This window comes from Stenotrophomonas sp. S4 (assembly GCF_054187805.2).
On record NZ_CM196188.1, the window covers coordinates 2,893,022 to 2,918,482 of the forward strand.

Here is a 25,461-nt window from a genome sequence, read left to right on the forward strand (position 1 = left end):
CGGAAAACTTCATACTGCGCATTCCTGTCAAGCACCTTGGTGAACCCATGACCACCCTGCGCCCCTCGCGCGCCGACGACGGCACCGCCCTCGTCGACCTCTGGCGCCGCGCCGTCGACGCCACCCACGATTTCCTCAGCGCCGAAGACCGTCAGGCCATCGATGCCGAAGTGGCTGCCTTCCTGCCACAGGCGCCGATGACCGTTGCCGTCGATGCGCAGGATCGGCCCTTGGGCTTCATGCTGATCGACGGCACACACATGGAAGCGCTGTTCATCGATCCCGACGTGCGCGGCACTGGTATCGGTCGGCAGCTGTTGCAGCACGCACTCGCCCTGCATCCGCAGCTGAGTACCGACGTCAACGAACAGAACGCGCAGGCCGTTGGCTTCTACGTCCGCATGGGCTTCGTCGAAACCGGCCGCTCACCGCTCGATTCGCAGGGCCGTCCGTATCCCCTGATCCATCTCCGGTACAACGCCTGACATCCATCGGCAGCAGCCACGTGCTAGCGTGGCTGCTTTCGGAGAGGAGTGCCGTGCATGGACGGTGGCAGAGCCCTGCTGACCCTGTTCGCGCTGGGAATCAGTCTGGTATGGATCCTGGTGCCGTTCGCGATCTTCGCGGTGCGCAATCTGCTGCGCGAGCTGTTGGCCGAGCAGCGTCGCACCAATGAACTGCTTGAACACATCGGCGGCTACCGCATTCCCAAGCCGCAACCCGAGCCCACCGTCTGGCGTGCGCCCTGACCTCCCGCATGCTCAGGCGGTGGCTTCAAAGGCCGTGGAATAGCTCACCTCGCCCTGCGCCATCGGCGGCCGCAGGCACAGCGCCTGGAAGTACTCTGGCGGAACACCCGGCAGCACCAGGCCCGGCTCGGCGCGGAACCCGAACCGTCCGTAATACGCGGGCTCCCCCAGCAAGACACAGCCCTGCGCACCCTGCTCACGCAATGCGTCGAGCGCCGCGTGCATCAGCGCCGCGCCAATGCCCTGCCCCTGCCATCCGGGCAGCACCGAGATGGGGCCGAGACCGAACCAGCCCGTACTGCCATCGCTGACCGTCACCGGCGACAGGGCGATGTGGCCGACCACCTTCCCTTGCCGCTCGGCGACCAGCGAAATGCTCAGCTCACCGCGTGCACGCAGCGCGTCGACGATGAACTGCTCGGTGTGGCTGCTGTGCGGGGCTTCGCGGAAGGCCGCCTCGGTGAGTGCGTGAATGACCGCGTGGTCTTCGCGGGTTTCGGGGCGGATCGTGCAGTTCAAGGAGAACGCCTTTGATGAAGTGATGGACATGTGAATGATCGGTTTCCGTCACGGATTCAGCTACGAACCTGCGTCCGGCAGCAGAGCCAACGCGACGATGGGATGCCCTGTGCGGCAAGCGATCTGCCGACGCGGCGCGCCCTGGGCGCGTCAAAAATCCGTCTCAAGGGGTGGCACAGGGCTCCCGGCACGTTCCATAATCGAGAAACCTGCCACCCAGGAAGGATATATGGACATGGACGCACGATGCAGGATCGGGCCATGGGTGTAGCACACCGCGCACACAGGGGAAGGCCGTTGCTGGCATTGCTCGCCCTCCTCCCGCTGGCGGCGTGCTCGCCGTACGCCGATGCCGAGCGTGACGTCGACGCGGGTGGACGCGGCCTGGCCAAGCTCAACCCCGCCCCGAAGCAGGCCTATGAGCTGGTGCTGACGCTCAAGGACGCGCCGGGCCCGTTCGCGATTGTTGAGGGCGTGGCCCAGTATGACGCCAGCAACTACGCAGATTGCGGGCGGATCTTACCCGCGACAGGCACTGCGGGCCGCATCACCAGCCAAGAGTCCTTCACGCTGCGCAAGATCGGCGAGAACGAGTACCGCGGTACGTTTTACCTGGACCGCATGCTGGATGAGGACTACTACGGGCGCGGCGCCTGCCATTGGACGCTGACGGGTGTCGGTGCGATGTTGCGCGCCACGACCGGCGAGGCGGATACGCGATTCCTGACGTTCGTCGACAAGAAGCGCATGGACACGGGGAGCCAATTGACGCGGTACTACCCACGCGCCGACTACCCGCGGATCGAAGAGATCACCGGATACGGGGCAAGCGGCAAGGAAGATCCTTCCAGCTACCGCGCCGATCTGCGCGACGCGCTGTTCTCAACCACCACCACTGTGCAGAAGCTCATGCCATGAGCTGCCAGTTCCACACCCCCTACCCCCAAGGAGGCCGACATTGCGCCACAAGATGATTCCGTGCCTTGCTCTGCTTCTGTTGACCGCCTGCCACCCGGAGACCGCCATGAATCAGGAACGTGCCGCTGCTGAAGCCGATGTCGCCCAGGGTGGGCGCGGGCTCGCAAAGCTCAACCCCAGCCCGCGCAAGGCCTATGAACTGGTGCTACGCCTGAAGGATGCCCCCGGCGATTTCGCGGTGGTCGAAGGCGTCGCGCAGTACGACGTCACCAACGAAGACCAGTGCGGCCACATCGAGCCGGCCACCGGCACGGCTGCTCGCATCACCAGCCAGGAACCGGTCGAGCTGCGCAAGGTCGCTGATGGCGAATACCGCGGCACGCTGTATGTGGACCGCATGCTGGACGAGGACTACTACGGTCGCGGTGTCTGCAAGTGGGAGTTCACCGGTGCCGGCGCGATGCTGAAAGCGACGGGGGCAGAAGAAGAGACCCGCTTCCTGACCTTCGTCAAAGCCGATCCGCTGACCGAAGGCAAGACCCACACGCTTTACTATCCAGACGCGGCCTATCCGCGGGCACCGCTTGCTGCCAACTACCCAGCCACCGGCAAGGCAGATCCGGCTGACTACGTTGCTGAACTTCAGGGCAAGTTGTTCACGATGAGTCTCAGCGCCAGCGAGGTCACCCAATGACCATCAGCACGCAGGATTATGCCGCGCTTTCCGACGATGCCTACAAGGATCGCGCTGTCGGTCGGAGGCGTCCGGGGGAAGAAGAGCTCGTCACGATCAATGGGCATGACTACAAGATTCTCGATCACGTCAGTAACCGGCTCAATGGTTACCAAGGCACGGTTTATCAGCGAGCCGACACCAACGAGATCGTGGTCGCTCATCGCGGCACCGAGCAGATAGCTCGTGATGCCATCCTGACCGACGGCGGCATGGTCGTCGCCCGCACCAACGTGCAGGCCCCCGATGCCATCGCTTTGACCAAGAGCGCGCTGGACTACGCGAAGCAGGAAGCTGCATTTGGAGGCCGTGCACCCGAAGTCACCGTCACCGGCCACTCCCTCGGCGGCGCCCTGGCCCAGATCACCTCGCACCACTTCAACGTCAAGGGCGAGACCTTCAACGCCTATGGCGCGGTCAGCCTCAGCTACCGCATCCCGGAAGGCGGCAACACCATGATCAACCACGTCATGGCCTCCGATCCGGTCAGCTCGGCCTCGCCGCACTTCGGCCAGGTTCGCATCTATGCCAAGCCGGATGAGATCAAGACACTCGCCGCAAACGGCTTCAGCAATCACCCGATGCGCGCCCTGATCCCGGACAGCCCGCTCGTCGCAGCAGGCAGCTCGTTCGGCGCGCACAAGCTGGGCAACTTCCTCGGCGACGGCTCGGTGCTGCAACACCCGGAAACGCAGAAGCTGGCAAAAGACAACGCCAAGATGATCGAGGAATATCGCGACGACGTCGAATCACTGCGTCGTGGTGTCACCCGCGCGGCACGCGGCATTCCGGGCGGCGCCGTCGATCTGTACGACCATATCCGCGGCCCGCTGCAGCCCGGTGAGCCGGCACGCCGCGAAGCAGAGAAGAACGGCCATCACACCAGCATGCTGCGCATGGACGATGCCAACCATCTTGGCAATCCCTTGTTCAACGATGCGATCCGCGGCGTGCACGCGCAGGACGTGCGCGTCGGACGCGTGCCGGACGTGATGAGCACGCAGCTGGCAGGCAGCCTGGCTGCCGAAATGCATGCGGCAGGCGGCAAGCGCATCGACGATGTGGTGATGAATGCCGATGCCTCGCGCAGTTTCGCGGTGCAGGGCCAGGGCGGTGACCCCGCCCACCTTCGCGTGTCGGTGGATACCGCCGTGGCGATGAATACACCGCTGGAGCAGAGCAGCCAGCGCATCGACCAGCAGGCCGCAGGCCAGCGCCTTGCACTGGAGCGCGACCAACAGCTGGAGCAGCAGCAGAATCAGACCCGCAGCCTGCAGGCCTGACGGACAGCACGGGAGCCGGTCATTCCGGCTCCCGCTTCAGCTCAACACCGCGCCTCAGGGGCTGGAGGCCGCGACTGCTCCAGACCCATTGGCCGTCACGAACAGATCCGGCCCGGAATCCGGGAATCCACCACAGGCGCGATCGCCCGGTGCTACCGGATCGCAGGGCCATTGCGCACGCGCCACCTTCTCTCGCAGCTCGAAGCGATCACCGGTCCAGACCACGAACGCGATGTGCTCGCGGTTCCAGTCGCTGTAGGCACGCGGACTGCCCTTCTGCGCCGACTCGGGGTACTGCACGAACCAGCGCATGGCCGGACCGTACTGCAACTTGCTGTGGTCCAGGCTGATCCGGCCCTCGCGCGACAGCTGGCGCGCACGTTCAGCCTCCGTCACCTGGGGCATGGCCGGCATGGCATCGGCGGTCACATCCCTCGGCGCGGCGTCCCCACGCACCTGGTACACGCGCTGGGCCATATAGGCCTCGCGGCAGTCACCCGCTGGCACACGTACCGGCTCCGCGCCGTACTCATCGGGGTTGGCGACCCGGTCGCTGCAGGTGAACGGCGCTGACACCAGATAGAACGTGCTGTCGGCGTCGCGCCCTTCCAGCGAACGCACCCAGATGTCACCCATCCGCACGATGAAGTCCGGGCGCTGGCCGTAGCCCGGCACGGCCTTGAACCAGGCCTTCTGCTGTACCTCTCGCTCGCGCCAGCTGCGCGGCAGGTGGATGTCCTGCTGGGGCAGCGCGACCAGCATCGCAGCCAGATGCGCCGGCATCGTGCCCTGGCAGGCGCCGATCAGCAGGTCGCCCTGGGTCGCCAGGCGCCCGGCCAGATCCACCGGGCAGCGGGCACCAAGCGCACGCTCGGTCGCCTGCTCGGGCGGCAACGGCACGATGGCCAATGCAGGCGGTGCCGGCGCTACCGCCGGGACCGTTGGTTCGACGACGGCAGGCGATGCAGCCACAGGCGCCGCCGCTGCGGGCGGAACGGGCGCAGGCGCCGGTTCCGCAGTCGGCGCCGGTTGCGCGTCCACCACAGGTGTCGCAGGAGGTGTCACGGCAACCGGTACTTCGGGAGCCGGTGCCACGACCACAGCTTCGGCCGCCATGGGTGCTGCAACGGGCGCCGCCCCTGCAGGCGCGTCAACGGTTGCCTCTGCAGCGAGGGGCGTCTCCACGGCGGGTGCCGCCGCCTCCTGAGCCTGTGCCGACGCTGCGGCAAGTCCAAGTGACAGCAGCCAGAGCGGCGGCAGGCGGCGCATGGATGCATTGCAGCGGGCAGCGGCGTGCCGGGCATTCGAGGGAACGATTCGCATGTGGTGTCCTTACAAGTGGGTTTCCATGTCGGCGCCACGGGGGCGCCACGCGTCGTACGTAGATCGCCAGCGGGCACCCCGCCCGCCGGCGTCAGGTGTTACAGGGATCGCGAACGCTGCTCGTGCTCGCGGGCAAGCGCAGCCGCCGGGTCCTGCTGCGCAACGCTGGCGGCCAACTGCTGGCTGCTCTGCGCCAGCGGCTGCTGCGCCGCCTGTTCGCGATCGACCGATGCGCGCAACATGGCCGGATCGCCCAGCGCGCCCTGCACCGCAAACAGCGTGCGGCCATCATTGCCGGCCAGGAGGTGATCGATGCGCAACATCCCGGCCTTCTGCGCGCTCAGCGCCAGTGCGCCGGCGGCATTGTCAAGCTCCTGCCCACTGCGCAATCCGCTCTGCGGTCCCATCTGCTGCAGGTGCTGGCGCGCCCCCTGGAACAGGCCGTGTCCCGGCTCGCCCGGCTGCGACATGTCGCGCACGGTGGCCTGCTGGGCCGGCGCCCCGACTTCGCCCCGCTCCAGCCGCGCCATCACATCAGGCGTCAGCTTCTGCTGCCACACATCGAATCTCTGCTGGCGGGCCTCGATACCGTTCAGGCCGCCGTTGATCGCACGCGTCGCTTCGCGCACATCCTCGCGCGCCGCCTCGGGTACCCGCGTCTGCCACTGCCAGACCGCAATACGGCCTGCGTGCTCGGGCTGCGCAGCCAGTTCCGGCTGATTCACCAGGTCCAGATCCAGCGCCTTGCCGGCACGCTCGTAATTCTCCTTGCCGACCAGCGGCAGATAGCCACGTCCGTGATACTTCAGTGCGTCACCGGGCGCGTCATTGCCCATGCGCCCGCCATACATCAGTTCGGCCAGGTTCTCCGGCCGCCCACGCAGCGCCTCCTGGCGGGCGCTCTCAAGCGCGCCATTGCCATTGCGCCACGCCGCTTCCACCGGGATCTGCGAGATACCCCGGGTGAAGTTGAAACTTTCATTGAGCCGGCTCAGGCCACGGGACTCGTGCCCGGCCTGCGCCATGAAGTTGGCCAGTTCCCGGGACGAGGTCATGCCGGCCTCCGTGGCCTGCCGCAACAGCTGCGACTCTCTATCCTGCGACACGGTGCAACTCCTGAATCTTCATCAGCGCGGATTCCCTTCCGCCGGTTGGAGCTTTGCTCATGGAAGCGACACCTCGGCGACACTGGACGGGTCGAAGTCCTCGAACCGCACCCTGCCCAGCTCCGCCACCGAGTAATCACGGACATTGGTCGCTTCGGTCTCGATATCCACGACCTTGCATCTCACCCCGTCCACCCAGCAGGCCTTGTCCGCGGGCGCATAGCGGAACCGGTAGGTGCTGCTCCAGCGCTCGCGGCTACCGCCGTTGGTGATCACGCTGAAGGTGCCTTCCTCGACCATTGCATACGCAAAAGGATCGCCGGCCAGGCCACCTCGGGTGGAACACGGCACCAGCTTGTCGTTGCGCGCAGCCAGCTGCCAGCGCCCGCGCCCGTCACCGCGCAGCAACAGCAGCACCCGGTTGGGTCCGTGCTGGCCAGGCACCAGCCCTTCCGGCGTCGGCTGATCGATGACCAGCAGCTGATACTCGATGCCATCGCCGTTGAGCTCGCCCCTGACGGCTTCCAGCAGGTTCGCACCGGACGGAACAAATGCCAGGGCATCGTCCATGTGTGCGCCAGCCCTGTCTTCCATCCCCTCCCACTCCTTCAATATCGTCTCGCCGATGCTCGCGTCGTAGGCAGGCATAGTGGCGTTGCCCAGTCGCGCCAGTCACCCTGCAGATGCGGATGATAGCTCCGGGAGCACCGTGGCAGCGACGGTGACAAGCGTCACCCATTGAGCGGGGGGACAGGGTCCTCATGGACGGGAAAGCTCCTGCAATCGGTAGCGCCGAAGCGTCATTTTTCTGACGCCAAGAGAGCTTAGCGCGAGGAGGTCGCTTGCGTCGAAGATCGAAAGCTTGAAATGGCGCTACCAGTCACAAAATTCGGGGCTGCGTCCACGAAGCAAGACGGTCGAAGGCGGCGCAACGCCCCCAAATCGCCCGTAGTCTCACGTGCAGTTGTTGAGTAGCAGAGAACAGGCTTTCGCATCGGCATCGATACATTCTCCCACTGCCTTTTCCTCCGCCTCGGGCAGTGTCCCGGCCACTGCAGAATAGGTCTGCTCAACGTCACTGCCACTACTGCGGGCACGGACCACTGCGGCGCACTGGCCAAGCGTGACAGCAGCCACCACTTTGCAGTCACCTGCTCCGCACTGACTGACCGCGGTGTCACGTGCATCACGCTCGTTCAACCCCAAATGGATCGCGGAGCCCTTCGGCGCACTGCCAGCGGCGATCGCGCTCCAAGAGTGGGCGATATTGGCCACCATGCGACTGTTCTTTTCTTTACGGTGCGGCGTCTGGCTGAGGCCACTCGTGCAATCAGGCGCGCAGCCTGTCTGGCGACTGCCGATGCAGGACCGCTGCCATGCTCGGGAGATTCGTGCTCGGCTGACCGCTTGGGGCACTCAGGCAACGCATTGACTCGACCGGCGCGCGCGTCTCCTGGTATGCCATTGCTCTGATATTCCTTGCCGCACGCCCTTGGTCAAAATTCATCAAACAATGGCTTGGTACAGTTCGAATAGAACACTTCACATCGTCCTGCGCGATCATTGCGGCACATTGCTTCCGACGCGGCATGCGCCAACTCGGGGGTAGCCCCTGTCCCAAGTCCCGCACGCCCGGCACCGGATCGCCCACTTGGAATGACCCAGGAAATACACTGATTGAAATAGCTCATGCTGACTGTGCAGTCTCGGGCACCTGAAGCCCCACACTTTGAAACTGCTTCGCGCTCAGCCTCATTCTTGGATCGCAACCCTGTTGAAACCCCGGCATCCTGAGTGCTCTTCGACTCCGCAATTGCCCCCCAGGTCTTGGTCCATTTGCCAGTCGGAGTTGCGAGACGGATCTCAGAGGGGGCAGCGCTTCCAGCGGCACCTCCCGGAATCGGCGCACATCCGCGCGCGCCCTGACCGCCAATAGGGTAATACCCGGGCGGGCAGTTTCCTTCTGCCCACGCACGATCAACACCACCCAACAGCAACAGACACGAGGCAAGCAGCACCCAATGTGCAATCAACTTCATAGCGAGCGTCCCTCCACCGTCTCCAGCCAAGCGAACAAACTAGGCAATTCCTGAATTGGCGTTCCCTCTGAGGCCAGAAGATGGATGCTGAGGCTCATGCCCACCTTGCAATCTTGGCATTACCGCCTGTCCCCCGCCCAACTGAGATCCCGCAGCTGAGGAAGGTGCCTCTGGCTTGTAACTCTGACCACCTCCCGTCGAACCCGGCGGCTGACCATTCGGGCCCGGCGATGCCGGTACTGCGCTGCCGCCTATCTGCGAATATGCCATGAAGCTGCCCAATGTTCCCTGGAAGAACATCGCCGCCATTGGGGGCGCAGTCAGAATCAGCGTGGTCAGGATCAGGCCCATGCCGCCTTGCTGCAGCGCCATGCTCGACATACCTTCGCTGAAATTCTCACCCATCAGCGTACCCGTCAACGTGCTTCCCCAAAAGGCGAACGCAACCTTGGACACCATTTTCATCGCAATGCCGGTCATGGCTGCCAGAACCGCCATGGAGAACATCGTGCCTATGCCGTAGAGCAGCCACTTCTGGAACAGCTGCTTGGTCTGGTCAAACAGCAAGCACAGGATGAACAGTGGCCCCAGGCCGATGAACAACGCCAGCGCGACCTCGTACAGCAGAAGCATTGAGCCAGCCGTGACTGCCGGACCACCCGTGCCCATACCAATGAACCACATGGCACGGGTCTTCGCGTTGTCCAGCGTCACGTCACTCATCACGTCCAGCGCGTCAACGCTGGATAGCGCCAGCTGCATGTACCCCAGGTTCTCATCGATCAGATCCTCCGGTGAGTCCTTCTTCCCGGTCACGACGTAAGTGATCTCGTTCTTCACGTCATTGATGAGAAAGCCATGCATCTCGCGACCGAACATACCCATGGTCGTGGCAACCGACACGATCAGCGCAGCCTTGGCCATGTTGGTCACGAGCACCATCATCGAATCGCGGCTGCGACCGGTGGCGATCCGGAAACCCTGAATCAGCACCCAGAGCGTCATGAGAGTCAGTGCAATGCCACCGACCCACGCCATCATGCGTCCAAGCAGCTTGACGCCGTACTCCGCGATTTCCTTATGCAGGTAATCGAGGATAAGCCGGAAGAACACAAAGTCCCCAATTGAGGATGACGCGTGCAGATTCTGCAGCATGTGCAGGGGGCCTTGCCCCAAGATGCCATCCATCAGCCCAAGATCCATAACTTCACCTAGAATGTGATTGCAGCTCGACCGGAGCAGCGTCTAATCAGTTGGAGAGCGCTGCCTTCAGTGCCGCGGCCTTCACTACGGTACCGAGAGGTGACTGGCCGGTACCCTTCAATGCGCGCTGCGCAAGAATCTGCTGCATCTTGGTCAGCGCCTGAATCTGCTTGTCATACCCTTCAGTCTTCTTTTCCCAGGTCGCAAAATCTGCCTGCATATAGGCATCAGAAACGACTGCATTCGCGGAGGCCTCTGCCATCGCACCCTCGCCGCTCCACAGATCACGGATATCCTTGATCCTGTCCAGCACCCTGCGCATGTCGGGCATCGTCTTCTGCACAACTTCCACGGTCTCGTTGTACTTCTGATTCTCCATGACCTGGATTGCAGCGCAGATGTTGCGCTGCTGGGCCACGATGTCCCCACCCGGGCTCAAGTCCAACGCAGTGAGGATACCGCTCAGGCTCATGATATTGCCGGCGCCGCAGCGCTCGGCGACATTCCACTCAAGCGGAACCGGCTCCAGCTTCACGCCTTGAGGCATCAGTGGCGAGGCGATGATCTGATTGAACTTCGCCAGCTTCTGCGCCCAGTTCTGAGTTGTTTCCAGAAACCGTTGCGCCTGGGTACTGTACTCGAGCAAGGCTTCCCCCTGAGCGGCAAGCGTATGGACCTCAGTCAGCGTGCTGTTGAAGGTATTCAAGCCAACCTCAACCACCGGGATGGTGTATCCCTTCACGGGGAAGCTGAGCAATGCGGCGACGGAAATCGCCATGGCGGTGGAACGGAGCCGGGAGACTGCACTCGGCGTCTTGGCAGTACGGGCAGTGGTTTCCATGTTCTTCTCCATCGAATTCAAAGGGCTTGCTGCGTTCACGTCTGTTGCGACAGTCATGCTGCAACCTCCTTGCTGTTGGATGCGGGCTTTCCGGAGCCCTTGCGGTTCTTGTAGAAATCTTCCAGCCACTGTTCCGGCGTCAGCTCATCCACCGTCACACGTGCACGCACGGCGGCGGTCTGCAGGACACGATGCATGATGTCGATGTTGTCGGTCGACGCCGAGATCACCGACAGGATGTCGTCCATGCCGCGCAGGTTGAGCTGGCAGACACTGGACGCATGACCCTGCTTGACCAGGAAGCAACGCGAGCGCTCGTCCAAGGCGGTAACCACATTGAACTCGGCCTCGGTCAGCTTCAGGCCATCCATGTAGTCGCTCTTGCTGGCGTTCGGGTTCGGCAGCAGGATCAGCGTGGCGGTCTGTTCGATCAGGGCGGCGGAGATATCGCTCTTCAGCGCATCCTCCGGGCTCTGCGTAGCGAAGATGCCCAGACCATTCTGCTTACGGATGGTCTTCTGCTTGTTCTTAGCGAACTCCTTCAAGCCACCTTCGCCGTCCAGGATCTTCCAGAATTCGTCCATCACGTAGATCAGCGGACGGCCGTCGATCAGCGACTCCAGGCGGTGCAGCAGGTAGTTGATGACCGGCACGCGGACTTCTGGGTTGTCGATGATGTCGGTGTAGTCGAAACCGATGATGTTGGCCTTGCTCAGGTCAACGGTATCGATCGGATTATCGAATACCCAGCCCAGCGAATTGCCCGAGGTCCAGCGGCGCATGCGCGCGTAGAGGCCATCGTCACCCATGTTGGGCAGGCTCTTCTGGAAGTTGGTCATGCTGCGCAGGTGCATCGGCGTATCGAGCATGCTTTCCACCGCGCGATAGATGTCTTCTTCCTCGCGGGCGCTGTACTCGCGCTTGCCGGCCAAGACCTTGATCAGGTCGGCCAAGAACTGCACGTTGGCTTCGTTGTTCTCGCACTGGAACGGGTTGAAGCCGGTCGGCGCGCCGTTCTCCAGGGCCAGGTAGTTGCCTCCGCAGGCACGCACGAAGATCTCCGCGCCGCGATCCTTGTCGAAGAAGAAGATGGTCGGCGACGGCTCGTACTTCTGCACCTGGCTGAGCAGGAAGTTGATCAGCGCGGTCTTACCGGTACCGGACTTGCCGATCACCATGGTGTTGGCGATCGCCTTCTCGCCCAGCGAGTTTTCCGACGGATGGGTCGCGTGGAAATTGAAGTAGTACGGCTGGCCGTTGGTGGTCTGCAACGTGGTGACGCAGTCGCCCCACGGATTGTTGTGCTGCTTGCCGGTGGCGAAGTTGTGCAGCGGCGACAGGCCCAGGAAGTTCAGCGAACTGACATTGGCCAGGCGAGTGCGGTAGCGCCAGTTACCCGGCAGCTGCGAATAGAAGGACGAGGTAACCGCCAGGTCTTCCTTGGTCGACACAAAACCGGCGTTGGACAGCTCGGCACGGGTCGAGGCGACGTTCTGCGAAAGCTTGGCCTGCGTGTCGCCGTAGACCGCCATGATGAAGTGGTATTCACCCAGCACGAAGTTGCCCGACGACAGCTGATCCATGGCCTGGTCCAGCTCGACGATCTGGCTGACCGCCTTGTCGCCGGAGGAGATCATCATGCCCTTGGTGCGGTCGAGCACCTTCAGCGCATCCTGACGCCCCATCGGGCTGAACGAATGGGTGATGACGTACTCGTAATCCAGGTACTTCAGGCCGTTGAGGATGCCCGGGTAGGTCCCCTCGGCATACTCCTTGATGTTCAGGATGGCGCCAAAATGGTTGGCGCCATTGGGGGTGTTGATCGCAAAATCGCCGGTCTTGGCCGAGAACATGTGGCGGCTGACAGGCAGGTAATCCTTGATCGGCGCCGACAGCACCGGCACCGGCTCATCGATGCGATTGATCAGGTAGCCGAACAGCTCCAGCGTTTCCGAGAACACCACACCGTTCTTGGCTTCGTACATGCCCAGGCGATACGGCGCGTAGTCGCGGATCACGGCCTCGACGTTGCCGGCCAGTTCCATCAGCTTCTCGACCGCCTGTTCCTGCTCGGCGCGCAGCTTGTCTACGTTCGCCGACTTTTCGACAAAGCGCTTACCGGCCACCACCGGGCGGTAGATCATGGTCAGGTACAGCTCGTTCTGCATGATGCGCTGCGAGGACAACATGCCCATGTACTGGTCGGACACGTCCTGGTTGAAGCGCTGCTTGTAGCTGCTCTTGCCCTTCAGCGTGCGGCGGCGACGGATGTCGTGCACCCAGAAAGCGACGTTGACGAAGTCCGGTGCGCGCAGGGTCTGCAGCAGGCGGTTGAACGTGTTGTGGCGATGCTCGAGCTCCCACTCCTCACGGCCGACGAACGGCAGTCCTTCCAGATGCCAGGTCATCAGGTAGTCGCCGCCCGTGGTCTTGACCACGTTCGGAGCGACATGCGACGACAACGGGATGAACTCACTGATGGAGGTGTCAGGGCTGAACATACGACTGCTTCCAAAGAGGTACTGCCAAGGAGTTTCAAGAGACTTGGCGGGCGAGAACGCCCGCCAGGCCGGATCCGGACCTCAATCCATTCGGGCCGGCTTGTTGCGGTAGTGATTGGGGTTGAACACCCACATGCCATCGTGTTCCGGCACGTTGCGCACCTTCAGCTTGAACATCAGGCGCAGGCCCAGCAACCGGAAGATCATTTCGTCACGCTTGGCCATGTGCCGCATGATGAAGATCGCCACCGGAATGGTGAGCAGGAACCAGAAGTTCGTGTACACGCTGAGGAGCAACAGCCCGCCCGCCACCATGAAAAATGGCAGGTAGGGCACGCCCAGGAACATCGCTGGACGCGTGCAACCGCGGAACAGGACGTTCTTATGCACTGTAGTACTGGATCGCGTTGTTGATCAGGTAGTACGTCGTGCTGCCGCCGGTGCACTTGCCGTCGCTGCCCTCGCCCAGCAGCATGCGCGCGATCTGGCCAGCGGCACCGATCAGCACGCCACCGATCAGGATCGGCGCGACGTCACCGATGCGCTTGTGCGCGAAGGCGATCTGGTAGCCGGCGAAGATCACCGCGATGGTCACCACGGCGATCGAGGCCATGTTCAGCAGGCCGTTGATGTTGGAGAAGAAACCGCAGACCTTCTTGTCGGTGCCGCCGAAGTCGGTGCCGGTGGCGAACACCTGCGGGGCGAACAGTGCGCCAACGAAGATCGTGGCCATCAGCAGGGTCTTCAGCGTGCGCTGGGCCTGGACGAGGTCGAGATTGGATCGCTTCATGGATTGATTTCCTTGTTGATGGACTAACACAACTGAATCGACCAGCCGGGGGACTGGCCGCACCACGACTTCGTCAGAACACGAAGGCCGCATCCCCTGCGGGAATCTGCTGCGCCGGCGCAGCCTGCACCGGTGCGTTGAATGAATTGTCGCCACCGGCGACAGGCTGGTTGCGCTCGCTCCAGGGCCGCAGCATCACGGGCCCCTCATTGCCGGCGCCGGCAGCGCCTGGCAACTGCTGCGGCATGGCCATCGCCTGCGCAGCACCCTGCTGAGGCAGTTGCTGCGGCATGCCACTGGCCTGTTGCTGCGGATAGGCGGCCCCTTGGGTGGGCTGCGCCTGCGGCTGCATCATCCGGTCCACCGAACCCAGCACTACCTTGGACAGTGCCTGGTCGGCGATGTTCAGCAGGCTGCCCCGCGCCATCGCACCGGTGGAGGGATACACGACATACGCGCGTGCCGGGTCTTCCGACGGCACGTACACCGGACCATTGGACTGCGCAACGATGCGGGCCTGCGCCGGAGATGCCAACTGCGGATGATGCTCGACCTTCATGCTGCGGCGTTCACCGCGACTCACCACGTCGATCGGCGCAACACCATTGCTGGCAAGCTGCTGCCCGCGGCGCATCGAGTCATAGACTTTCTGCACGTAGCCGTGACGGAAGCCGGTCTCGAAATTACCCGAGTAGTAGCAGCTGAACGACTTGCCCCAGTCACCGCCGGAGCGCTTGTAGCACTCGGCGAGAATGCGCGAACCCGCCTGCAGGTTCGGGCACTGCTGGAAGGCCTTCTCGTAGGAATCCAGGCCGTACTTGCCGAGGTTGTAGCGATTGACCTGGGCCAGCCCGATGGAGAAGTTGTAGCCCTTCTCTTCCAGCATGCGCACCGTCGCCAGCGCTTCATCCAAGGCCTTGGGCTGGCGCACCAGTGCGCCGCCGACCACGCCGATGGCGTAGGGATTGCGCGACGATTCGACGTTGATGACGTGCTGCATCACATCCATCGAGACGGCCATCTCCGGGCACGCCATCATTTCCAGTCCTGGCAGCATCCTTCAGCCCTCCTGCCCCTGGGCACGCCCAGGATTGAAGTCGATGCCGGTGATGTAGCGCGAACCGGCATGCGCCTTGATATGCACGACGATGTCGATGGTCATCATCAACAGTCGCTTGATCACGTTGAATTCGAGGCCCGAACCTTCGGTCGAGGCCTTCACCATCAATGCCAGCTGGTCCCAGGTCTGCTCCGGGCTGCCCGCGTGGCAACTGGTGATCGAACCCGGGTGGCCCGATGCGCAGTTGCGGATGAAGTAGAACGCTTCATCACCTCGCAGCTCTGCCAGGATGATGCGTTCGGGCTTCATGCGCAGGCACGCTTCCATGCAGCTCTTGGCGCTGACATTGCTGGTGCTTTGTCCACCCTTGGAATACAGCAGGTGCACGACATTGGGTTGGGTCAGAAACAGTTCGCGCGCGTCCTCGATCGTGACCAGGCGCTCGCTGTCCGGGATATGATTGACCAGCGCTTTCATGAAGGTGGTCTTGCCGCTACCGGTCGCACCGGATACCACGATGTTCTTGCGGTACATCACCGCACGCCGGAAGAACTCGGCGTACTCGCGCGAATGGCGCAGCTCCAGCAGTTCGCGATCCTGCTCGCTGATGCTGCCATCGCTTTCCAGGATCTGATTGAAGAAGCCGTCTTCGTGATACTGGCTGAGCGACTTGGTGTGCTTGGACGGCAGACGGATGGTGATCGACACCTTGCCAGCGTCACATGCGGGCGGAATCACGAACTGCGCACGCTGGCCGGTGGGGAACGTGAGCGACACGACCGGATCGGCATCGGTGATGCGCTGGCCGGTGTTGCTCTCGTTCACCACCGCCGTGCAGAACTGCCGGGCCCGCTCGAAGGTCAGGCTCGGCACGTCTACCCGCTGCCACCCCGCCCGGGTTTCCAGGTACAGCTCACCGGGACGATTGATGCAGATTTCCGTCACTTCCGGGGACGTCATGTACTCGGCGATGCCCAGCACTTCGTACTGATAGCGCAGGAAATCGCTGGAGACGAGGGCGAGGGGTGACACTTCGGCGTCCATGATCGTTCGTTGGGTTACCGGCGGGGGTGGAGCACGTTGGTGAAGTCGACGTCCTTGGCAACGTAGACGTTCACGATCGTGCCCTGGTTGATGGTGACGGTCGGCGGACGGCGGTTGCTGCTGAGTGCCTCGTTGGCCAGGCGCTCCATCGTGCGTGCGGTAGCACTCTCATAGGGCGACTGCACCGTCATGCCGTTGTTGGCGATGGTGGTCGTCTCCGGACCGTGTTCGGCGGCTGCGTACTTGAAGGCATCGGAAATCAGGCTGATCATCAGCGCCGAGGCGATACGACTGCCCCAGTGCGCGCTGTACTGGCCCGGATGACCGGCGCCACCCAGCTGATCCACGCCCGGGCTGGACATCGCAACGTCGATGCCATTGGGAGTGGTGATGCGATCCCAGATCACTTCCACGCGCTTGCCCATCGGACCGCCGCCGTAAGCGCCATAGATCTTGGAGCCCTTCGGCAGCAGCAGGTTGCGACCATTGATCGAGTACACCGGCTCGGTCAGCAGGCACGAGGTATAGCCGGCGAGATCGGTGATGATGCGGGTTTCCAGCACGCAACGCAGGTAGGTGCCACGCACCAGCAGCGCATCGGGGCTCTGGATGTAGGTGGCACTGGAGACGTCTTCCACGTCCGGCCCACGGCGGATCTTCTGCTGCCCCTGCTGGTTGGGCATCATGTTCGCAAGCAGCGCCTGGCGGGTCTGCTCGTCGATCGCACTGCGCTGCGGTTGCGCGCGATTGCCTGCCGCAAGCGCGGCATCATCCACGCCGGCCATCCGGCGCTCGACCAGCGTCGGCCCACGGGGTTCCATGGCTTCCGGCCGGGACGCGATGGGCACCAGCTTCGGACCTTCGTCCTGCGACATCGGCGGAAGCATCGGAATCGGTTCGGCGGCAGTCGGCGGCGCCTGCGGAGGCGGCGCAACGTCCGGCAGTGTCGGCGTGCTGGCACGTGCGACATCCGGCACCTTCTGCGCGGCGTCATCGCCCTCCTGGCCCTTGCGGAACAGCAGGAAGCCCATGGCCACCAGCAGCAGCACGATGCCACCGAGGAACATCAGCGCCTTGCGGTTCAGCCGCTGCTCTTCGGCCGAGCGCAGCTGCGGTGCGGCCGCATCCAGATCCGGCGCAGGCTCGGCCTGGGTCGTGCCGAAGTACGGGTTCGACTGCGCGTCCGGGGCACCTTGTGCGCCGTACGGGCTCTGGCTCTCGTCGCGTCCGTTGTTCGGGTCGTTTCCGGGAGTGTTCTGCTGGCTCATTTCTTCACGTTCCTTCGCAGGCCGACGACGAAGTCGCCGTGGCGGATGACCAGGTACGGGTGCGTCCCGTGCACGATCAGCGTATTGCCTTCAACCGTGGTGTTGACCACGAAGTCTTCACCGTATTCCGTTTCGCGACCGAACACCGCCGGGAAGATGCCGGTCTTGTACTCCGGCGAATTCGGCAGTTTCAGGTAGGTGAAACGACCATCGTCATAGGCGTTGACCGGGATCAGCCACCCCATCTTCTTCGCCTTGCTGGTCGAATAGGAGTAGTTGAAGTTGTACTGGCGGTCCTTGGCCAGTTCAGAGCTCAACAACGGCTTGGCCTCTTCCTCGACCGCCTCCTGGGCGACGCCGAACACGGTGTCGTTCGGATAGACGAAGGCGATCTTGTACTGCACGCCTGCGCGACGGGCCTGTTCCAGCTGGCGCCAGTCGGTGGCCACCACCTTCAGCTCGAAGATGTAGGAATGGGTCTCGGTGCGTACCATCATGTTGGTGTCGACGTCGACGTTCTTCGGCTTGAGATAGAACACGTTCTCGCGACGGGTCAGTTCCCAGCCGCTGCTGAAGCCGGTGCTGTAGTCGAGGATCTTCTCGTTCGGGCTCAACTCGATCTGGGTGGTCAGGCCCAGGCCGGTGCGAACCGGATAGATGCGGTCCTTCTCGTACTCGTAGTGGTCAACCGCCTGCGCCATCGCCGCTGCTGAGAACAGCAACGACAACATCGACAGCAGCGCCAGCGCGCTTCCCCTGATATTTCGACTACTCATCGGTTGCTTGCTCCATCAGCAGTTCCGGTGGAATTGTTCTGCGCCGGCCTCATGGCCGGCTGTCCGGGCATGGCCTGCCCCGGCATTGCTTGCCCCTGCACCGGCTGGCCCGGCATGGGTTGACCCTGTACAGGCTGGCCCGGCATGGGTTGGCCCTGTACAGACTGGCCCGGCACCTGGCCGTTGGCCGGAACCGCGACCGGCTGGCCGGTAGCCGGATCGATCATCGTGGCCGCGGCCGGATTGTTGGGATCGTAGACACCCTGCGCCTGCTGCGCGGCCTGCGCGGCCTGCTGCGCCTGCGCCTGCATGGCACCGTCATCCGGTACCGGCACGCCACGCGAGTAGTCGTTGTCGACACGGTATTCGGTGACCTGGAACGCCAGCGGGTTGAGGATGCGATCCTGTTCGGACAGCGCCAGGTTCTGGTTGTAACCGAAGCGCATCGTCACCAGCTGGTTGTCCAGGTAGGTGGCGACGCCAGTGCGCTTGTCCAGCAGGCTGCGCTGGATGCGCACCGAAGCGCCGCGGAAGCTGCCGTTCGGCTCGGCGCCCAGCGGCGTGATGCTGAGGATCTTGACCCGGATGGCGCGCTCGCGGCCATACATCACGAACGGGTTCTGCGGATTGTTGCCGGCATAGCGCACGCGCATGGACTGCGCCACCGGATCGGTGGACATCACGAACACCAGTTCCCAGTCGCGCAGACCCATCACCGCCGAGTCGTACGATTCGCGCGCGAGCACGTACTGGGCGACGTTGCTGCGATTGATCGCTTCGTTGGTGGTGATCGTCTCGCCCTGGAAGGTGCCACTCAGGCGCGCGACCGTCGCGGTGCCGGTGTAGGCATCGGCCATCACCAGGAACGGCACCTTCTCCTTCAGCGGCAGCATGTAGTAGTAGCCGCCCGCGAGGGCGAGCGACATCAGCAATGAGCCTGTGGCAACCCACCACGCACGTCGCTCGCTGCGGCGTGCCATGTCGGCCACGGTGATCTCGTAGCTGACCGCCTTGGCGACCGACTGCTCGACCTTGGGACTATTGCCGGGATCCTTCTTGCGGAACATGGATTCTTCCGTACTGCTGAAACATCAATGGGCATGGCACCCCTGCGACAGGCGCGGGGAGCGGCACGTTCGATGATTTCGAGGTGGACTCAGGTGCCGCTGCTGGACTCAGAGCCCTGCGCCGACGCGGTCGGCGTCGAGCCTGCGCTCTGCACAACGATCTGGTTGCCAACGATGGAGACGGAGATGCCCTGCGCCGCATAGGCTGCGGTCAGATCGATCACGGCCTGCTGTGCATTGGTGGTGTCGATGTTCGAGACCGCGCCGAACAGGGTGAAGTCCGAGCTGAGGCGGTAGTCCAGCGTGCGTCCGGAATCCTTGGCCCAGCGCTCGAGCATGGCTTTGAGCGTGCCATCCATCGGCGAGGCCTGGTAGACGTAGCTGGAGTACAGCGGGATTTCGGTCGTTGCCGCAGCAAAGCGGTTGACCGGCTTCCAACGGCCTCCGAAATCGGGAGCGGACTTGGTGGCACAACCTGCCACCATCAGCGCCGCCACTGCGGCGATGGACATTTTTGCGATAAACGCCTGATTCATACGGGCTTCACTTTGACGTACGAAAAAGCAGTTCCGAGCGTTGGATCCCTGGTCGTCCGGCGCTGCATGGCGCACGCCGGAAACGGGGAGACGCGCTGGATTGCAGCACACCTGCCCCGGCTCCCCTGCAGCCTTGCGGCTGCCAACCAGGTTGCAGGCCGAGCGACGGACTTCAGCCGCCACGCACCTGCACACCCTTACCAACGTCGAAACCATCCTTGTTTCCATGGCACAAACTCCTGGCCACCCTACTGCTGAAACTTTGACACCCGGCACATATTTCCGGACCTCAAACATAGGGTCGCACAACCACGCGTCAATTCCATGTCAGGAAAACCTGAAAATCTATCTCTCCGTGCTATTTTTTTGACGAAGCTCACCAATTCACGTTACTGAATACGAATGAAGTTCACATTTTTACATCTGTGAATTCAGACTTTGAGCATCGGAACGTCCACCTTCGGCAGCAGTCTCGAAGTGAAGTAACGGTCCTTGTAGTACCGGATCTTGTCGCACTTCACCGGATGCGGTATGCCCTCGTACAGGAACACCTCCATGTCCGGCCCCATCGCCTTCAGCTCCTGCGGCAGCATCAGCGCGCGCCGTTCCTCGGTGAAGTTGTGGGTCTTCTCGCGGGCATGGGTGACGTTCTTCTTGCGCACCGTGGTGTAGCCCAGCATGTCCGAGTAGTCGTTGGCATCCTGCTGTTCGCGCGGCGCGTACAGGATCTGCAGGGCGTGGTTGGTGATGATCGTGCGCGAGACTTCCCGGCCGTAGGTGGCATCGAGCTGCGACATGCTCTGGATGATCGGCAGCAGGCGGATGTTATAGCCCGCCATGTAGGACACCGCCGAGGCGATGATCTCCACTTTGCCGATCGAGGTGAATTCGTCCATCAGCAGCAGGCACTGGTACTTCAGGTCCGGGTTGGACTTGGGCAGTTCCTTGGTGTTGAGGTTGATCAGCTGGCTGAAGAACAGGTTGATGATCAGCCGGCTCTCGGCCAGCTTGTTCGGCTGGATGCCGATATAGATGGTCATCTTCTTCTTGCGGACGTCGGTCAGCAGGAAGTCGTTGCAGCTGGTGGCCTTGTCCAGCACCGGATTGATCCAGGGGTTCAGCGGCTCCTTGAAGGTGCCCAGGATCGAGGCGAAGGTCTCATCGGCCTGCGACAGCATGTTGGCGAACGCCGAACGTGCGTTGGCACTGAGGAACGATCGCTCCGACAGGGTCTTGAGGTACTTCTTCAGTTCGGTGCCGTCACCAGAGGACAACCGGTACACCGCGCCCAGCGTGGGCGTGCCCGAGCCGCCCGGGAAGCCACTGCTGCGCTCGTCGTCCCAGTTCTCGAACAGGTACAGGGTGAAGGCCATGAACGCGTTGCGTGCCTGGCTGACCCAGAATTTCTGGTCCTCGGCCCCGTCCGGATACAGCATCGCAGCGATGCTCATCAGGTCCGAGACGCGGAAGGCCGGATCGTCGGAGACGTAGCTGAGCGGGTTCCAGCGGTGCGTGCGCCGATCCTCGGCGAAGGGATTGAACAGGTAGATCTCCTGGCCCTGGCTGGCGCGCCAGCCGCTGGTCAGGTCGAAGTTCTCCTGCTTGATGTCCAGCACCACCAGTGATTCGCCGTACTCCAGCAGGTTCGGGATGACCACGCCCACGCCCTTGCCCGAGCGGGTCGGCGCGGCCAGGATCACGAACTGCTGGCCATCGAGGCGCACCAGCTTGCCGCCATGGCTGCCGACCACGATGCTCTGGCCGGTCTTCTTGAACATGCCGTGCTTGGCCAGGTCGGCACCGGTGGCGAAGCGCGCGTCGCCGTGCAGCGAGCGCTTGTCCTTCTTCAGCAGCAGCACCAGGCCGGTCACCAGCAGCACCAGCAGGGGCAGGCCGAAGCCCACGTAGCCGGCCCATTTGATCTTGCCCACGAAGGGCGCAACCTGCGGTTGGCCGATGGCGTGGACGTACTGGTAGTAGGTGTTCCAGGTGAACAGCTGGGTGTCCAGCCCCAGGAACAGCAGGGTCAGGTAACCGGAAAACACGAAACCAAGCAGCAGGGTCGCCAGCGTGATGATGGCGATGAGCAGATACTTCTTACTGGGCAACACCCGAATCCTCCATGATGCGCACGCGGCGCGACGGCCTAGCGGTGGCGCCAGCGCGACGCCTTCTTCCGCAGGTGGTTCTCGTTCTCCAGCCCGGGCTCCTCGCCCTCCTCACGCACCAGTTGCAACAAGCGTTGGCGCGCTTCGGCCAGTGATATCAGGTCGGTCAGACGATCCCCATCGTCGGCGACGACCGCATGGCCGACCACATCGCCCGGAGCGTACACCGGCGCGTAGGACACCGCTACCAGCTGATAGCGCCCGCGCGACTCCAGCACGTGCCTGAACTCCTGCATCGATCCGCCTCCTTGTTTGAGCAACGCCACAGTCCCCTGCACCGCCATCATGCCCGCTGGCATGTCGTCTGCACATGCACATCGGCGGCAGGGATCGGCGGCCCCTCCCGCAGCGGAGGCTGCAGCGCCACCGATCAAACACTGATTTACCCCCAGCGCGGCTGCTCCTGCTGCGGTGCAGCAGTACAATGTCTGGCTCCCCGCCCCCATCGCGCCCCCGCATGAGCCCCAACTCTTCCCTGGCTGCGCGGCTGACGCCCCGTCAGCGCACCCTGATCATCCTCGCCCTGTCGCTGGGTGGCTTCGCCATCGGTACCAGCGAGTTCGCCAGCATGGGCCTGATGCTGGAGATCAGCCGTGGCCTGTCGATCTCCGAAACCCAGGTCGGCCATCTGATCAGCGCCTACGCCATCGGCGTGGTGGTCGGCGCCCCGATCCTCGCCTTCGTCGGCGCCAGCTTCCCACGCCGCAAGCTGCTGCTGGCGCTGATGGGCTTCTATGCCATTGGCAACCTGGCCAGCGCGCTGGCACCGAACTACGGCACGATGCTGGTGGCGCGCTTCGTTGCCGGCCTGCCGCATGGCGCCTACTTCGGCGTGGCGATGCTGGTGGCCGCGGCGATCAGTCCCGCCGGCCAGCGCGGCCAGGCGATGTCGCGCGTGCTGCTGGGCCTGTCGATCGCGATCCTGGTCGGCAACCCGCTGACCACCTGGCTGGGCCAGCAGCTGAGCTGGCGCACCGCCTTTGCCCTGGTCAGCGTGCTGGCCATCGCCACCGTGGCGATGATCGCGCGCTTCCTGCTGCCGGACCCGGATGAAGTGCGTACCTCGCCGATGCGCGAGCTGCGCGCCTTCAACACCACCCAGGTGTGGCTGGCGCTGGCGATCGGTGCGGTCGGTTTCGCCGGCATGTTCTGTGTGTTCACCTACCTGGCACCGACCCTGGTGCAGGTCACCGGCGTGGCCGAATCGTGGATGCCGCTGGCGGTGGGCGTGTTCGGCATCGGCGCGATCATCGGCAACATCGCCGGTGGCTGGCTGGTGGACAAGTTCCACTTCAAGGCCGCCGCCGTGGTGCTGCTGTGGTCGATCGTGATGTTGCTGCTGTATCCGCTGGCCGCGCAGTCGGTGTGGACCATCGGCCCGATGATCATCACCGTCGGCACCATGGGCGCGCTGGCGGCGGTGCTGCAGACCCGCCTGATGGACGTGGCCGGTGAAGCGCAGACGCTGGCAGCGGCCTCCAACCACGCCGCGTTCAATACCGCCAATGCGCTCGGCCCGTGGCTGGGCGGCATGGCGATCAGCGCCGGCTTCAGCCCGGCCAGTACCGGCTATGTCGGCGCAGCCACCGCGATCGGCGGCCTGCTGCTGTGGTGCGTGGCAGTGACGCTGGACAAGAAGCGCAAGACTGCCGTCGCCGGCAGCCACTGAAGAAACCGCGCCGGGTCGTCAGCCGCTGCCCAAGCGGCGGCGGCGATCCGGACGCAGCAACGCGGTATCGCCGGCCGCCAGGGTCGGCCGCGCCAGCTCGCCGCGCTTCACGCGGTCCAGCACCCGCCGCGAATTGGCTGCACAGTCGATGCCGTCCGGCCGTGCCTGGATGTCCTCGATCAGGGCCAGCAGGTGCGCCCGGCTCTCTGCCAACCGCAGCTGCAATGCCTCGATGTCGGCCACCTTCTGCTGCAGCATCGTGATCAACGCATCGTGCTGCCACTGGCCCATGTCCGGCGGCAGCAGGGCGCGGATCTCTTCCAGGCTGAAGCCTGCACGCTGCGCGCCCGTGATCAGCTCCAGCAGCAGCACCGCCTGTTCCGGGTAGTCACGGTAGCCATTGGCCTGGCGCTGCACCACCAGCAGCCCCGCGTCTTCATAGAAGCGGATGCGCGACGCCGCGAGGCCCGTGAGGCGGGCCAGCTCACCGATCTTCATCTGTATGAATCTTCGACATCGGAGCCTGTTGACCTTCAATCAAACTTGAAGGTTAGCGTAGCGCCATTCCCCTGTCCTGGAGCTGTCCGATGTCGCTGTTCTCGCCCCTGGCACTGCCCTCCGGTGCCGTCATCCGCAACCGCATCGCCAAGGCGGCGATGGAGGAAAACATGGCCGACGCCGACCACGCGCCTTCCGCTGCGCTGCTGCAGCTGTCCCAGCGTTGGGCCGATGGCGGCGCAGGGCTGATCATCACCGGCAACGTGATGGTGGATGGCCGTGCCATGACCGGGCCCGGCGGCGTGGTGCTGGAAGATGATCGCCACCTCGACCGTTTCATCGCCTGGGCAGAAACGGTGCGCTCGCGGGGCGCGCAGATGTGGATGCAGATCAACCATCCCGGGCGGCAGATGCCGGCCGCGCTCGGCCAACCCGCACTCGCGCCGTCAGCCGTCGCCCTGGAGATGGGCGCGCTGTCCAGACAGTTCGCACCGCCGCGGGCGATGACCGAGGCGGACATCGAAGAGGTGATCGCCCGCTTCATCCGCAGCGCCGAGCTGGCCGAGCGCGCCGGCTTCAGTGGCGTGGAGATCCATGCCGCACACGGCTACCTGCTCAGCCAGTTCCTGTCGCCCCTGTCGAACCGCCGCGACGACCGCTGGGGTGGCAGCCTGCACAACCGTGCGCGCCTGCTGCGGGAGATCGTGCAGGGCGTGCGCGCCACCGTGTCACCCACGTTTGCGGTGGCCGTGAAGCTCAACTCCGCCGACTTCCAGCGCGGCGGCTTCTCGCCCGAGGATGCGCGCGAAGTGGTGGAAATGCTGGCGCCCCTCGGCGTGGACCTGGTCGAGCTGTCCGGTGGAAGCTACGAAGCGCCGGCCATGACCGGTGCCGCGCGTGACCAACGCAGCCTGGCCCGCGAGGCCTACTTCCTGGAGTTCGCGCGTGAGATCGCCACGGTGGCGACGATGCCGCTGATGGTCACCGGCGGTATCCGCCGTCGCGCCGTGGCCGAGCAGGTACGGGACAGCGGTGTGGCCATGGTCGGCATCGCCACCGCGCTGGCGATCGAGCCGGATCTGCCGCAACACTGGCAGCAGGGACGCGATCCGGTGCCGACACTGCGCACCATCGACTGGCGCAGCAAGCCGTTGGCCGCCAGCGCACACATGGCAGCGGTGAAGTACCAGCTGGGGCGGCTGAGCCGGCGCCGCCCCACCGCGCCGGGTGTCTCACCGGTGTGGGCGCTGCTGTTGGCACAGGCTGCTGGCAAATGCCGGACCCGCCGCTACCGGCGCTGGATCGGTGCACGCGCAGGCGGATACTGAGCGGGCAGGCTTCTCATCGCTGAAGCGATGCTCCACCATCTG

27 protein-coding genes are annotated in these 25,461 nt (G+C 63.8%); 7 read left to right on the forward strand and 20 right to left on the reverse strand.

Annotation, left to right across the window (positions count from 1 at the left end; translation table 11 throughout):
• Positions 1-47 precede the first annotated feature (47 nt).
• Both ACUZUJ_RS13565 and ACUZUJ_RS13570 read left to right on the forward strand, forming a co-directional pair.
• Positions 48-485, forward strand: a complete 438-nt coding sequence (locus ACUZUJ_RS13565) for an acetyltransferase (RefSeq protein ID WP_049444276.1) — start codon at positions 48-50, stop codon at positions 483-485.
• 57 nt (positions 486-542) lie between these two features.
• A complete protein-coding gene (locus tag ACUZUJ_RS13570; RefSeq protein ID WP_049444278.1) occupies positions 543-749 on the forward strand; it encodes a hypothetical protein in 207 nt (68 codons plus the stop codon).
• A gap of 12 nt (positions 750-761) precedes the next feature.
• Here the strand turns inward: ACUZUJ_RS13570 and ACUZUJ_RS13575 are convergent, their stop codons facing one another.
• Positions 762-1,268, reverse strand: coding sequence for a GNAT family N-acetyltransferase (locus tag ACUZUJ_RS13575; RefSeq protein ID WP_458219960.1), 507 nt, complete (start codon positions 1,266-1,268; stop codon positions 762-764).
• A 261-nt stretch (positions 1,269-1,529) separates the two neighbouring features.
• On the opposite strand from ACUZUJ_RS13575, the gene ACUZUJ_RS13580 reads away from it, so the two are divergent.
• From ACUZUJ_RS13580 to ACUZUJ_RS13590, 3 genes are read left to right on the forward strand one after another with little or no spacing between them, the layout of a single operon-like run.
• On the forward strand, positions 1,530-2,186 hold the full coding sequence (locus ACUZUJ_RS13580) for a hypothetical protein (RefSeq protein WP_458219888.1): 657 nt from the start codon (positions 1,530-1,532) through the stop codon (positions 2,184-2,186).
• 40 nt (positions 2,187-2,226) lie between these two features.
• The gene (locus ACUZUJ_RS13585) at positions 2,227-2,880 is read left to right on the forward strand and encodes a hypothetical protein (protein WP_014037634.1); all 654 of its coding nucleotides are present in this window, start codon (positions 2,227-2,229) and stop codon (positions 2,878-2,880) included.
• Positions 2,877-4,202, forward strand: coding sequence for an XVIPCD domain-containing protein (locus ACUZUJ_RS13590; protein WP_458219889.1), 1,326 nt, complete (start codon positions 2,877-2,879; stop codon positions 4,200-4,202). Before ACUZUJ_RS13585 ends, ACUZUJ_RS13590 begins: the two co-directional genes overlap by 4 nt.
• Positions 4,203-4,256: 54 nt before the next feature.
• On the opposite strand, the gene ACUZUJ_RS13595 is transcribed toward ACUZUJ_RS13590, so the two are convergent.
• The 18 genes from ACUZUJ_RS13595 to ACUZUJ_RS13680 form a co-directional block, all read right to left on the reverse strand.
• A complete protein-coding gene (locus ACUZUJ_RS13595; protein ID WP_458219890.1) occupies positions 4,257-5,525 on the reverse strand; it encodes a hypothetical protein in 1,269 nt (422 codons plus the stop codon).
• Positions 5,526-5,623: 98 nt separating this feature from the next.
• Positions 5,624-6,631 carry an XVIPCD domain-containing protein gene (locus tag ACUZUJ_RS13600; RefSeq protein WP_101765715.1) on the reverse strand — a complete coding sequence of 336 codons (1,008 nt, stop codon included), beginning with the start codon at positions 6,629-6,631 and terminating at the stop codon, positions 5,624-5,626.
• A gap of 57 nt (positions 6,632-6,688) precedes the next feature.
• The gene (locus ACUZUJ_RS13605) at positions 6,689-7,225 is read right to left on the reverse strand and encodes a hypothetical protein (RefSeq protein ID WP_101765716.1); all 537 of its coding nucleotides are present in this window, start codon (positions 7,223-7,225) and stop codon (positions 6,689-6,691) included.
• Positions 7,226-7,585: 360 nt separating this feature from the next.
• Positions 7,586-7,909, reverse strand: coding sequence for a DUF4189 domain-containing protein (locus ACUZUJ_RS13610; RefSeq protein WP_101765717.1), 324 nt, complete (start codon positions 7,907-7,909; stop codon positions 7,586-7,588).
• Between the two features lie 218 nt (positions 7,910-8,127).
• On the reverse strand, positions 8,128-8,670 hold the full coding sequence (locus tag ACUZUJ_RS13615; protein ID WP_101765718.1) for a DUF4189 domain-containing protein: 543 nt from the start codon (positions 8,668-8,670) through the stop codon (positions 8,128-8,130).
• Positions 8,671-8,709: 39 nt separating this feature from the next.
• The gene (locus ACUZUJ_RS13620) at positions 8,710-9,858 is read right to left on the reverse strand and encodes a TrbL/VirB6 family protein (RefSeq protein WP_101765719.1); all 1,149 of its coding nucleotides are present in this window, start codon (positions 9,856-9,858) and stop codon (positions 8,710-8,712) included.
• Between the two features lie 61 nt (positions 9,859-9,919).
• Positions 9,920-10,771, reverse strand: a complete 852-nt coding sequence (locus ACUZUJ_RS13625) for a hypothetical protein (RefSeq protein WP_101765720.1) — start codon at positions 10,769-10,771, stop codon at positions 9,920-9,922.
• Entirely contained in the window at positions 10,768-13,215 is a 2,448-nt protein-coding gene (locus ACUZUJ_RS13630; RefSeq protein WP_101765721.1) for a VirB4 family type IV secretion/conjugal transfer ATPase, read from the reverse strand. The genes ACUZUJ_RS13625 and ACUZUJ_RS13630 overlap by 4 nt, the downstream gene beginning before the upstream one ends.
• An 81-nt stretch (positions 13,216-13,296) precedes the next feature.
• Entirely contained in the window at positions 13,297-13,605 is a 309-nt protein-coding gene (locus ACUZUJ_RS13635) for a VirB3 family type IV secretion system protein (RefSeq protein ID WP_080347493.1), read from the reverse strand.
• Positions 13,598-14,005, reverse strand: coding sequence for a TrbC/VirB2 family protein (locus ACUZUJ_RS13640; protein ID WP_049444299.1), 408 nt, complete (start codon positions 14,003-14,005; stop codon positions 13,598-13,600). Before ACUZUJ_RS13640 ends, ACUZUJ_RS13635 begins: the two co-directional genes overlap by 8 nt.
• A gap of 73 nt (positions 14,006-14,078) precedes the next feature.
• Positions 14,079-15,062 carry a lytic transglycosylase domain-containing protein gene (locus ACUZUJ_RS13645; protein WP_101765722.1) on the reverse strand — a complete coding sequence of 328 codons (984 nt, stop codon included), beginning with the start codon at positions 15,060-15,062 and terminating at the stop codon, positions 14,079-14,081.
• A gap of 3 nt (positions 15,063-15,065) precedes the next feature.
• Entirely contained in the window at positions 15,066-16,109 is a 1,044-nt protein-coding gene (virB11, locus tag ACUZUJ_RS13650; RefSeq protein ID WP_049444303.1) for a P-type DNA transfer ATPase VirB11, read from the reverse strand.
• Positions 16,110-16,123: 14 nt separating this feature from the next.
• Positions 16,124-17,377, reverse strand: coding sequence for a TrbI/VirB10 family protein (locus ACUZUJ_RS13655; protein WP_101765723.1), 1,254 nt, complete (start codon positions 17,375-17,377; stop codon positions 16,124-16,126).
• The gene (locus ACUZUJ_RS13660; RefSeq protein ID WP_014037652.1) at positions 17,374-18,153 is read right to left on the reverse strand and encodes a TrbG/VirB9 family P-type conjugative transfer protein; all 780 of its coding nucleotides are present in this window, start codon (positions 18,151-18,153) and stop codon (positions 17,374-17,376) included. The genes ACUZUJ_RS13655 and ACUZUJ_RS13660 overlap by 4 nt, the downstream gene beginning before the upstream one ends.
• Positions 18,150-19,220: a VirB8 family type IV secretion system protein gene (locus tag ACUZUJ_RS13665; RefSeq protein ID WP_014037653.1), complete on the reverse strand. Its 1,071-nt coding sequence runs from the start codon at positions 19,218-19,220 to the stop codon at positions 18,150-18,152. Before ACUZUJ_RS13665 ends, ACUZUJ_RS13660 begins: the two co-directional genes overlap by 4 nt.
• An 89-nt stretch (positions 19,221-19,309) precedes the next feature.
• Complete coding sequence (locus tag ACUZUJ_RS13670; protein ID WP_049444305.1) at positions 19,310-19,756, reverse strand: hypothetical protein; 447 nt, start codon at positions 19,754-19,756, stop codon at positions 19,310-19,312.
• 431 nt (positions 19,757-20,187) lie between these two features.
• Positions 20,188-21,867 (reverse strand): type IV secretory system conjugative DNA transfer family protein, encoded by a 1,680-nt coding sequence (locus tag ACUZUJ_RS13675; protein WP_049444307.1) that lies wholly within the window; start codon positions 21,865-21,867, stop codon positions 20,188-20,190.
• Between the two features lie 35 nt (positions 21,868-21,902).
• Positions 21,903-22,160, reverse strand: coding sequence for a hypothetical protein (locus ACUZUJ_RS13680; protein WP_049444463.1), 258 nt, complete (start codon positions 22,158-22,160; stop codon positions 21,903-21,905).
• A 221-nt stretch (positions 22,161-22,381) separates the two neighbouring features.
• Here ACUZUJ_RS13680 and ACUZUJ_RS13685 point away from each other — a divergent pair, with 221 nt between their 5' ends.
• On the forward strand, positions 22,382-23,593 hold the full coding sequence (locus ACUZUJ_RS13685; RefSeq protein ID WP_049444308.1) for an MFS transporter: 1,212 nt from the start codon (positions 22,382-22,384) through the stop codon (positions 23,591-23,593).
• 18 nt (positions 23,594-23,611) lie between these two features.
• Here the strand turns inward: ACUZUJ_RS13685 and ACUZUJ_RS13690 are convergent, their stop codons facing one another.
• On the reverse strand, positions 23,612-24,091 hold the full coding sequence (locus tag ACUZUJ_RS13690; protein ID WP_049444310.1) for a MerR family transcriptional regulator: 480 nt from the start codon (positions 24,089-24,091) through the stop codon (positions 23,612-23,614).
• Positions 24,092-24,180: 89 nt separating this feature from the next.
• Between ACUZUJ_RS13690 and ACUZUJ_RS13695 the strand changes: the two genes are divergently transcribed.
• Positions 24,181-25,419 carry an NADH:flavin oxidoreductase/NADH oxidase family protein gene (locus tag ACUZUJ_RS13695; protein WP_101765727.1) on the forward strand — a complete coding sequence of 413 codons (1,239 nt, stop codon included), beginning with the start codon at positions 24,181-24,183 and terminating at the stop codon, positions 25,417-25,419.
• Positions 25,420-25,461: the final 42 nt, after the last annotated feature.

What these genes read in the sequence shown, in the direction of transcription:
- ACUZUJ_RS13565 (WP_049444276.1), top strand. Translation starts at nt 48, where the DNA reads ATGACCACCCTGCGCCCCTCGCGCGCCGACGACGGCACCGCCCTCGTC.
- ACUZUJ_RS13570 (WP_049444278.1), top strand. Translation starts at nt 543, where the DNA reads ATGGACGGTGGCAGAGCCCTGCTGACCCTGTTCGCGCTGGGAATCAGT.
- ACUZUJ_RS13580 (WP_458219888.1), top strand. Translation starts at nt 1,530, where the DNA reads ATGGGTGTAGCACACCGCGCACACAGGGGAAGGCCGTTGCTGGCATTG.
- ACUZUJ_RS13590 (WP_458219889.1), top strand. Translation starts at nt 2,877, where the DNA reads ATGACCATCAGCACGCAGGATTATGCCGCGCTTTCCGACGATGCCTAC.
- ACUZUJ_RS13595 (WP_458219890.1), bottom strand. Translation starts at nt 5,525, where the DNA reads ATGCGAATCGTTCCCTCGAATGCCCGGCACGCCGCTGCCCGCTGCAAT.
- ACUZUJ_RS13605 (WP_101765716.1), bottom strand. Translation starts at nt 7,225, where the DNA reads ATGGAAGACAGGGCTGGCGCACACATGGACGATGCCCTGGCATTTGTT.
- ACUZUJ_RS13610 (WP_101765717.1), bottom strand. Translation starts at nt 7,909, where the DNA reads ATGGTGGCCAATATCGCCCACTCTTGGAGCGCGATCGCCGCTGGCAGT.
- ACUZUJ_RS13615 (WP_101765718.1), bottom strand. Translation starts at nt 8,670, where the DNA reads ATGAAGTTGATTGCACATTGGGTGCTGCTTGCCTCGTGTCTGTTGCTG.
- ACUZUJ_RS13620 (WP_101765719.1), bottom strand. Translation starts at nt 9,858, where the DNA reads ATGGATGGCATCTTGGGGCAAGGCCCCCTGCACATGCTGCAGAATCTG.
- ACUZUJ_RS13625 (WP_101765720.1), bottom strand. Translation starts at nt 10,771, where the DNA reads ATGACTGTCGCAACAGACGTGAACGCAGCAAGCCCTTTGAATTCGATG.
- ACUZUJ_RS13630 (WP_101765721.1), bottom strand. Translation starts at nt 13,215, where the DNA reads ATGTTCAGCCCTGACACCTCCATCAGTGAGTTCATCCCGTTGTCGTCG.
- ACUZUJ_RS13640 (WP_049444299.1), bottom strand. Translation starts at nt 14,005, where the DNA reads ATGAAGCGATCCAATCTCGACCTCGTCCAGGCCCAGCGCACGCTGAAG.
- ACUZUJ_RS13645 (WP_101765722.1), bottom strand. Translation starts at nt 15,062, where the DNA reads ATGCTGCCAGGACTGGAAATGATGGCGTGCCCGGAGATGGCCGTCTCG.
- virB11 (WP_049444303.1), bottom strand. Translation starts at nt 16,109, where the DNA reads ATGGACGCCGAAGTGTCACCCCTCGCCCTCGTCTCCAGCGATTTCCTG.
- ACUZUJ_RS13655 (WP_101765723.1), bottom strand. Translation starts at nt 17,377, where the DNA reads ATGAGCCAGCAGAACACTCCCGGAAACGACCCGAACAACGGACGCGAC.
- ACUZUJ_RS13660 (WP_014037652.1), bottom strand. Translation starts at nt 18,153, where the DNA reads ATGAGTAGTCGAAATATCAGGGGAAGCGCGCTGGCGCTGCTGTCGATG.
- ACUZUJ_RS13665 (WP_014037653.1), bottom strand. Translation starts at nt 19,220, where the DNA reads ATGTTCCGCAAGAAGGATCCCGGCAATAGTCCCAAGGTCGAGCAGTCG.
- ACUZUJ_RS13670 (WP_049444305.1), bottom strand. Translation starts at nt 19,756, where the DNA reads ATGAATCAGGCGTTTATCGCAAAAATGTCCATCGCCGCAGTGGCGGCG.
- ACUZUJ_RS13680 (WP_049444463.1), bottom strand. Translation starts at nt 22,160, where the DNA reads ATGCAGGAGTTCAGGCACGTGCTGGAGTCGCGCGGGCGCTATCAGCTG.
- ACUZUJ_RS13685 (WP_049444308.1), top strand. Translation starts at nt 22,382, where the DNA reads ATGAGCCCCAACTCTTCCCTGGCTGCGCGGCTGACGCCCCGTCAGCGC.
- ACUZUJ_RS13690 (WP_049444310.1), bottom strand. Translation starts at nt 24,091, where the DNA reads ATGAAGATCGGTGAGCTGGCCCGCCTCACGGGCCTCGCGGCGTCGCGC.
- ACUZUJ_RS13695 (WP_101765727.1), top strand. Translation starts at nt 24,181, where the DNA reads ATGTCGCTGTTCTCGCCCCTGGCACTGCCCTCCGGTGCCGTCATCCGC.